Raw genomic sequence first — 5,966 nt, forward strand, 5'->3', positions numbered from 1 at the left:
ACCTTCGTGCCGCCGTAGATCGACGAGCCCTCGGGCAGGGACGGGTGGGCGATCTCCTCGAGCGACTGCTTCTCGAGATCGGTCAGGTCTGCCATCGCGTGCGTCCTTCCGGGTGCCTGTGGTGGCGAGCAGTGAACCGGTGCCGCGTGTCCGATTCGTTTCCCCCGGAGATCCGGCGTGTTAGGGGGTGTTGCCGGAGCGTTGCCGTTGCCCGAGACGCGAGTGCGTTCGGCCGTACGTCGCGTAGACCACCAGGCCCAGCACCATCCAGATCAGGAAGCGCAGCCAGGTCTCGACCGTCAGGTTGAGCATCAGCCACACGCAGGCCAGCACGGACAGGATCGGCACCAGCGGGACCAGCGGGGTGCGGAAGGCGCGCGGCAGGTCCGGGCGGGTCCGGCGCAGGATCACCACCCCCACCGACACCAGGACGAACGCGAACAGGGTGCCGATGTTGACCATCTCCTCCAGCTCGGAGGCCGGGAAGAAGGTGGCGGTCACCGCGACCAGCAGCCCGACGATCAGCGTCGCGCGCACCGGCGTGCCGTTGCGGCCGGTCCGGGCCAGGGCGGTGGGCAGCAGGCCGTCGCGGGACATGGCGAACAGCACGCGGATCTGGCCGAGCAGGAGCACCATGACGACCGTCGTCAGGCCGAGCAGGGCCCCGACGGCGATGACGGCCGCCGCCCACGTGACGCCGAGCTCGGTGAACGCGGTGGCCAGGGTGGCGCGGGTGCCGTCGGGCCGCTCGCCGAGCTGCGTGTAGCTGACCATGCCGGTGAGGACCAGCGAGACGGCCACGTACAGCACGGTGACGATCGCGAGCGAGCCGAGGATGCCGCGCGGCAGGGACTTCTGCGGGTCGCGCGTCTCCTCCGCGGTCGTCGCGACGACGTCGAACCCGATGAAGGCGAAGAAGACCAGCGAGGCCGCCGCGAGCAGCCCGTAGATGCCGAAGGTGCTGCTGCCCTCGCCGCCGAACAGCGACAGCAGGGACTGCTTCAGCCCGCCGTCCCCGCCGCCGCCGTCGGTCGCGGGCGGGATGAACGGGGTGTAGTTCTGCGCCTTGACGTAGCCGATGCCCACGACGACCACGAGCAGCACGATGGCGACCTTGAGGATCGTCAGCACCATGCTGACCCGGCTGGAGAGCTTGGTCCCGACGGCGAGCAGGGTGCCGAGGATCGCGACCAGCAGCAGGGCACCCCAGTCGAAGGTGAAGAAGTCACCGAGCGGGACCGACGTCGGCACGTCGAGCCCGACGAGCGCGAGCACCTGGGCGAGGTACTGCGACCAGCCCTTGCTGACGACCGAGGCGCCGACCGCGAACTCGAGGACCAGGTCCCAGCCGATGATCCAGGCGACGAACTCGCCGAAGGTGGCGTAGGAGAACGTGTAGGCGCTGCCCGCCACCGGCACGGTCGAGGCGAACTCCGCGTAGCAGAGCGCGGCGAGGCCGCAGGCGATCGCGGCGAGGACGAACGCGAGCGAGACCGAGGGCCCGGCCCGGTCCCCGGCGGTGCTGGCGGCGAGGGTGAAGATGCCCGCGCCCACCACGACCGCGACCCCGAAGACGATGAGGTCCCAGGTCCCGAGGTCCTTGCGGAGCCTGGTGTCCGGTTCGTCGGTGTCCTGGATGGACTGTTCGACGGACTTCGTCCGCCGCCACGCGCTCGCCATGGGCGGTCAGGTTACGGCTGCGTTAAGCACCTCGCAGACCGGGACGGCCTCACGACCGCCACGCGGCGGGACTCGTCCCGTGGACGGCCCGGAAGCGGCGTCGGAAGTAGCCCGGGTCGCGGTAGCCGACACGGCGCGCCACCTCCTCGACCGTCGCGGCCGTGTCCACCAGCAGCCGCCGCGCCTCGCGCATCCGACGCTCGGTGATCCACTGCTGCACCGTGCGGCCGGTCGCCCGACCGACCGCGGTCGTCACGTGGCCGGGGGTGAGCCCGACGGCCGCGGCGACGTCCCGCAGCGAGATCGGCTCCGCGAACCGCTCCTCGATGGCCGCGAACACCCGCGCCACGAGGGGGTCGACCTGCTCGCGGCCGTCCACGCCGAGCCTGCCCAGCCGCACCAGCAGCAGGGTGAGGTGGGCGCGGGCGGCCTCGGCGTGGCCGTCCCGCCGGGCGGTGAGCTCCTCGGCGAGCTCGGCGAGGGTGCGCGACCACCCGGCCCGGTCCGCCTCGGGCACCCGGAGTCGTTGCGCCCCACCGCGGTGCTCGCCGACGAACGGCGCCAGCAGGGGGTGCCCGCGCCACGATACGAGCGACGCCGCGGCCGTCGGGTCCACGGCGACCGCGGGGAAGAACAGGCTCCAGACGTCCGCCTCCCTCCGCGGTGCGCCCGCCCCGACCACGGCGCCGGGCGATACGACGAACGCGTCCCCCGCCGCCAGCTCCCAGTCCCGGTCGTCGACGCGGCGGTGCACGGTCCCGTCCGCCACGTAGAACAGCGACAGGAAGTCGTGCGCGTGGGCGCCCGCCTCGGGCCGATCGCCGCCCGGCCCCCGCAGCACGGTGATCGGTGTCGAGGAGAGGTCGCCGTACTGCAGCAGCGGTACACCCGAAGAACGTCCACCCAGTGCCACAGATCGTCCCTTGTCCGCAGATCAGCGGATCACGAGGCTAGACGTCATGACCGAAGTTCGTCCACATTTCCTGCCCGCCCGCGTCCCCTCCTACGACCGGTTCGCGCGGCTCGCCGGGATGGGCCCGCGCTACTGGCGGCTCGTGGCGCAGGCGGCGATCGCGCCGGGCGCCACCGTGCTGGACATCGGGTGCGGCACCGGCGAGGTGGCCCTGCGCGCCGCCGAGGCGGTCCCGTCCGCGCGGGTCACGGGCGTCGACCCGGACGGGGACGCGATCGCGGTGGCCCGCCGCAAGGCCGCCGACCGGGGTCTCGGGGCGCGCTTCGAGCAGGCCTACGCCCAGCACCTGCCCGCGGGCGACGGCAGCGTGGACCGGGTGGTGTCGTCGCTGATGCTCCACCACCTCCCCGAGGACGCGAAACTCGCGACCCTGCACGAGGTGCGGCGCGTCCTCGCCCCCGGCGGGAGCCTGCACCTGCTGGACGTCGACGGGGACCGCCCCGAGTGGTCCGCGGCGCTGCGCCCCCTGCGCGCCGCGTTCGGCCTGCTGCACCGCGTGACCGCCCCCCGACAGCGCGGCCGGGGGCAGGGAGACGGCCACGGGCAGGGGCACGGCCACGGGCACACCCCGGCGCCGGCCCACGGCACCGCCGCCTCCGTGACCGCCCTGCTCACGGAGGCGGGCTTCACCGACGTCACCGCCCTCGGTCGTGTGCGGAGCGGCGTGGGCGGCCTGGTCTACTACCGCGCCGCCCGCTGACCGGCCGACTAGTGCCCCGTCCAGGAACGTTGGGGCCGGAATCGGGGGATTCAGCCGCTCGTGGGCAAGGCGCCGCCCCGGTCTCGTACCGGGCGTACTCGGCCGGGGTGGCAACGCCGCCCACGGGTGGCTGGGCCGCCGAGTTCGGTCCTGAACGTTTCTGGACGGGGCACTAGGTGGCCGTGACGGTGATCGCGGCCGCCGGGCAGGTCAGCTCCGCCTCCCGGGCCTGCGCGGCCTGCGAATCCGCGGGGTCGGACACCAGCACCTCCACGACGCCGTCGGAGTCCCGCTGGTCGAACAGCTCCGGCGCGGCCATCACGCACTGGCCCGCGCCGACGCACTTCTCCTGGTCCGCCTCGATGTGCATGCCTCTCCTCACCAGGTGACGGGCAGCGTGGTCACGCCGCCGGTGATGTGTCCGGTCCGGACGTCGAGCTCGTCGAGCTCCGCTGCCGGCCGCAGGTCCGGCAGCCGCCGGGCCAGGGTCGCGAACACGGTGCGCAGCTCGACGCGGGCCAGGCTCGCCCCGATGCAGAAGTGCGCGCCGTGCCCGAAGCCCAGGTGGGCGCGCTCGGGGCGGTCGGGGTCGAACTCCTCGGCCGCTCCGTACTCGCCGGGGTCCCGGTTGGCGGCGTTGATCGACAGGACGAGGGCGTCGCCGCGGGCGATGTCGACGCCCGCGACCGAGACGTCCTCGTGCGCGTACCGCACGAGCCCGAGGTCACCGGGGGCACCGAGTCGCATGATCTCCTCGACCGTCGCGTTGACCCGGGAGGGGTCCGCGACCAGGTCGTCCCAGTGCTGTCGTCGGGTCATCAGGAAGAGCACGCCGAGCCCGATCCGGTTCACCGTGGTCTCGTGCCCCGCGAAGATCAGGCCCACCGCCAGCCTGGTCATCTCGGCGTACCCGAACGTCTCGTCCGCGGCCTGCGCGGCGACCAGGTCGGAGATCACGTCCTGCCCGGGGTTCGCCCGCTTCGCCTCGGCGAGGCGTGTGACGTAGCGACCGAACTCCTCCCGCGCGGCGTGCGCGTCCGCACCGGACGCCGTGCCCATCCGGTCCGAGAGATCGCGGAAGAGCGGGGCGTCCTCCTCGGGCACGCCGAGCAGCGCGCAGATCACCCCGATCGGCATCGGGAGCGCCAGCAGTGCGTGCAGGTCCACGACGGGATCGGTGTCGTGCGCCGCGACCATCCGGTCGATGCAGCCGTCGACGAGGGCCTGGACGTCCCCGCTCAGCCGGTTCATCCGCTTGGCGGAGAAGGCGGGCGTGAGCAGCCTGCGCATCCGGCTGTGGTCGGCCGCCTCGGTCTCGTAGTTGCCGGAGGGTCCCTCGAGCACGGCGGCCCGGTTGATCTTCGACGCCTGCTCCGGCGCGGGGTGCGAGCGGCCGAACCGCTTGTCCCCCAACAGCTGCTTGACCTCGTCGAACCGCGTGACCAGCCATGCGGGATCACCCGCGGGCGTGGTGACGGCGACGACGGGGGCCTCGCGACGCAGGGCCTCGTAGAGCGGGGCGAGCTCCAGGATGTTCGGACGGGGGAACGGGAGTCGACGGTCTTCGGTGGTGGTCACGGGTCTCCTTCCGGGCCGGTCCCTTCGCACGGTAGACATTGTTGGCAGTAGCTGCCACTTAAAGCGCCCGGTAGTGTCCGGACATGACGGACGTGTGGGACACACCCACCCCGGGGAGACGGGGCAGGCCGCCGCTGAGCGACGCCCAGCGGGAGCGGCAGCGGCTGGAGATCTCCCGGCACGCCGTCGCCCTGTTCCGCGCGCAGGGGCTCGCGGCGACCTCCGGGGCGCAGATCGCCCACGCGGCGGGGGTCTCCGAGCGGACGGTGTGGCGGCTGTTCCGCAGCAAGGAGGCGTGCGTGGAGCCGTTGCTGCGCAGCGCCCTGGAGGAGTTCCAGGAGGTGCTGCGGGCCTGGCCCGCCGATCGCGGCCTCGTGGAGCACCTGCGGGCCGAGTACCGGGCCGCCGGGCCGGAGCGGGAGGACGTGCTCGCCGTCGTCCGGATGACGCGGGAGGAACGCGCGCTGCGCGCGGTGTGGCTGCTGCTGCAGGAGAGCGCCGAGGCGACGCTCACCGAGGTGTTCGCCCGGCGCCTCGGCCTGGCGGAGGACTCGCTCGAGGCCCGGACCCGGGCGGCCGTGGTCAACGCCGCGCTGCGGATCGCGACGGACGACCTCGCCGACTCCGGGGCCCGGGAGAGCGGGCTCGCGGAGGTGCTGCGGCTGGCGGTGGGGCCCTACTAGTGTCCTGCGCCAGGAATTCGTTGAAGATATGAGGCGAGGCGTTCGAGGATCTCGTCCGCGGTACTGGTCCAGTGGAACGGGCGGGGGTTGTCGTTCCAGTCGGCGATCCAGGCGCGGATGTCGCGTTCGAGGGCGTGCCGGTTCTTGTGCACGCCGCGGCGGAGCTGTTTGTCGGTGAGCAGGGCGAACCAGCGTTCGACCTGGTTGAGCCACGAGGAGTAGGTCGGGGTGAAGTGCATGTGGAAACGGGGGTGGCGCACCAGCCAGGCCGCGACGGTCGGGGACTTGTGGGTGCTGTAGTTGTCGCAGATCATGTGGACCTGCAGCCCGTCGGGGACCTCGGCGTCGAGCT

7 protein-coding genes are annotated in these 5,966 nt (G+C 72.8%); 2 read left to right on the forward strand and 5 right to left on the reverse strand.

Features of this window, described 5'->3' with window-relative positions; all coding sequences use genetic code 11:
- Nucleotides 1-180: 180 nt before the first annotated feature.
- Together BLS43_RS29100 and BLS43_RS29105 are read right to left on the reverse strand one after the other, a co-directional pair.
- On the reverse strand, nt 181-1,680 hold the full coding sequence (locus BLS43_RS29100) for an amino acid permease (protein ID WP_093089904.1): 1,500 nt from the start codon (nt 1,678-1,680) through the stop codon (nt 181-183).
- 49 nt (nt 1,681-1,729) lie between these two features.
- On the reverse strand, nt 1,730-2,593 hold the full coding sequence (locus BLS43_RS29105) for an AraC family transcriptional regulator (protein WP_245707918.1): 864 nt from the start codon (nt 2,591-2,593) through the stop codon (nt 1,730-1,732).
- Nucleotides 2,594-2,639: 46 nt separating this feature from the next.
- On the opposite strand from BLS43_RS29105, the gene BLS43_RS29110 reads away from it, so the two are divergent.
- The gene (locus BLS43_RS29110) at nt 2,640-3,353 is read left to right on the forward strand and encodes a class I SAM-dependent methyltransferase (RefSeq protein ID WP_093089905.1); all 714 of its coding nucleotides are present in this window, start codon (nt 2,640-2,642) and stop codon (nt 3,351-3,353) included.
- Between the two features lie 172 nt (nt 3,354-3,525).
- Here BLS43_RS29110 and BLS43_RS29115 read toward each other — a convergent pair whose 3' ends face one another.
- Nucleotides 3,526-3,723 carry a ferredoxin gene (locus tag BLS43_RS29115; protein WP_093089906.1) on the reverse strand — a complete coding sequence of 66 codons (198 nt, stop codon included), beginning with the start codon at nt 3,721-3,723 and terminating at the stop codon, nt 3,526-3,528.
- An 8-nt stretch (nt 3,724-3,731) separates the two neighbouring features.
- The gene (locus BLS43_RS29120; RefSeq protein WP_245707919.1) at nt 3,732-4,931 is read right to left on the reverse strand and encodes a cytochrome P450; all 1,200 of its coding nucleotides are present in this window, start codon (nt 4,929-4,931) and stop codon (nt 3,732-3,734) included.
- Between the two features lie 83 nt (nt 4,932-5,014).
- Here BLS43_RS29120 and BLS43_RS29125 point away from each other — a divergent pair, with 83 nt between their 5' ends.
- The gene (locus BLS43_RS29125; protein WP_093089908.1) at nt 5,015-5,614 is read left to right on the forward strand and encodes a TetR/AcrR family transcriptional regulator; all 600 of its coding nucleotides are present in this window, start codon (nt 5,015-5,017) and stop codon (nt 5,612-5,614) included.
- Here the strand turns inward: BLS43_RS29125 and BLS43_RS29130 are convergent.
- On the reverse strand, nt 5,611-5,966 hold a 356-nt coding region (locus BLS43_RS29130; RefSeq protein ID WP_176921640.1), incomplete at its 5' end, for a transposase. The genes BLS43_RS29125 and BLS43_RS29130 overlap by 4 nt on opposite strands.

It is taken from the genome of Pseudonocardia oroxyli (assembly GCF_900102195.1).
Taxonomy (GTDB): domain Bacteria; phylum Actinomycetota; class Actinomycetes; order Mycobacteriales; family Pseudonocardiaceae; genus Pseudonocardia; species Pseudonocardia oroxyli.

Excerpts from the sequence above, each read along its gene's own strand:
- BLS43_RS29100 (WP_093089904.1), bottom strand. The coding sequence starts at position 1,680 with ATGGCGAGCGCGTGGCGGCGGACGAAGTCCGTCGAACAGTCCATCCAG.
- BLS43_RS29110 (WP_093089905.1), top strand. The coding sequence starts at position 2,640 with ATGACCGAAGTTCGTCCACATTTCCTGCCCGCCCGCGTCCCCTCCTAC.
- BLS43_RS29115 (WP_093089906.1), bottom strand. The coding sequence starts at position 3,723 with ATGCACATCGAGGCGGACCAGGAGAAGTGCGTCGGCGCGGGCCAGTGC.
- BLS43_RS29125 (WP_093089908.1), top strand. The coding sequence starts at position 5,015 with ATGACGGACGTGTGGGACACACCCACCCCGGGGAGACGGGGCAGGCCG.